At 61.5% G+C, this 1,523-nt stretch carries 1 protein-coding gene; it reads right to left on the bottom strand.

Annotation, left to right across the window (positions count from 1 at the left end; genetic code table 11):
* Positions 1–25 precede the first annotated feature (25 nt).
* Positions 26–1,486: an IS1182 family transposase gene (locus tag VGK27_00915; protein HEY3488663.1), complete on the bottom strand. Its 1,461-nt coding sequence runs from the start codon at positions 1,484–1,486 to the stop codon at positions 26–28.
* Between the last annotated feature and the right edge of the window lie 37 nt (positions 1,487–1,523).

Genomic DNA, 1,523 nt, shown 5'->3' with positions numbered 1-1,523 from the left:
CAAATCTGGGCTTTTCACGCCCGTATTAGACGCCTTCGAGGGCGAATTGGATTCGATTTGCCGAGCATTCGTTGCGATTTGCCCGTTTCGGTGCCACCACAAGCGTACCGCCTGCTTTAGCCGTCTTGTAACGGATGTACTTGAGAATATTATGACTGGCGCATACCCACAGCCATTCGGCGGAGCATTTCTCAAAGCCCCGTCTCAGGAAGCCGAGATAGCCGGGATGTCCGGCACATCCTTTGGTCTGTCCGAACACGGGCTCGACGATGCCCTTTCGCTTGGCATAGGCAGTCCGGCCCTCGGCGGTCGAAATCCGGCGGCGCATTCGCTCCGTGAAGTCCATGTCGGCCTCTTCCTCCGGCGTCGCCGGCGAGCAGGGCGAGTTCGGCGTTCCATGACGCTGGCGATCCGGCGGGATCAGCGCCTGGACGCCGCGCGCCTCCGCAACCGCGTAGTTCTCCTCGCTGAAATACCCAGGGTCGGCCAATATCCTGTTTGGCACCCCGACGTTTGTGATCGTCTGGTCCAGCATCTCCGGAAGGTGCGGCACGTCCGCCGCCTGCCAGCTCAGGCTACAGGCGACAATCACCTGGAATTTGCCGTCGACCACTGCCTGAGCGTTGTAAGCCTGGATATAGGATCCGTTCGCGGCCTTCATAATCCTGCATTCCGGATCGGTGAAGCTGCGCTGGGCAGTCGGTTTCGGTGTTTCGTCGATCTTGGGCGGTGGGCCGCAAGGCTTCCTGCCCTTAGCCTCGTACGCCGCCTCCGTCTCGGCCCGTTCCCGCCGCCGAGTATCTGCAGCGGCTTTCGCCTCGGCCTCAATGGCCGCCTTCGCGGCCCGTATCTTGGCCAGGCGGTTCTGGCGGCGCTCAATCTCTCCCGAGGCGGGCAGGCCGCTGCCGTCCGGTCCGAACAGCGCGTCCTCTGCGGCGTCTTCCTCGGCGGCGCGCTTGAAGTATCCGTCAATCTCGGCTTGAACTCGAGCTTCCTCGTCGACCATGCGCGAGTAGCTCATCGCCTTGCGCCTGCTGGCGCTCGCCTCGATCTTGGTTCCGTCCAGAGCGGCCTCGACCAGGCCGACCATCCCGGCCTCCCTGCAAAGGTCCACGCTCTGCTTGAACAGGGCGTTGAGCGCCCCCTGGTGCCGCATCCGAAACGAGTTGACCGTACGGTGGTCCGGAAAACAGCCGCCGCAGACCACTCTCCCGCCCAAATCGTCGCGGCAAAGCGCTGCGATCTTGCGGGAGCTATACAATTTGCGTGTCCACGCGTACAAGAGAAGACCGACCATCATCAAAGGCGAATACGGCGCAGCTCCGCGACCGTCCTTGCCGTACGAGGCGAAGTATCGCGACGTGTCAAGCTCCCCAACGATATCGATCACCTGATACGCAAGGTGGTCGGCAGAGAGCCAGTCCCGAGGATCGGGAGGAAGAAGAAACGCCTGATCGGTACTGTAAGACAGAAATCCATGTGCCATGAATCAGAATTCGACGAGAGATTCGCAACATCATTCC

The sequence above is a fragment of the Candidatus Deferrimicrobiaceae bacterium genome, assembly GCA_036504035.1.
Lineage (GTDB): Bacteria > Desulfobacterota > Deferrimicrobia > Deferrimicrobiales > Deferrimicrobiaceae > JANXPS01.
The sequence above is the reverse complement of the archived record's forward strand: the minus strand, read 5'-3'. Positions and strand labels throughout refer to the sequence as shown.

Coding starts and splice junctions, on each gene's coding strand:
- VGK27_00915 (HEY3488663.1), bottom strand. CDS start 1,486: ATGGCACATGGATTTCTGTCTTACAGTACCGATCAGGCGTTTCTTCTT.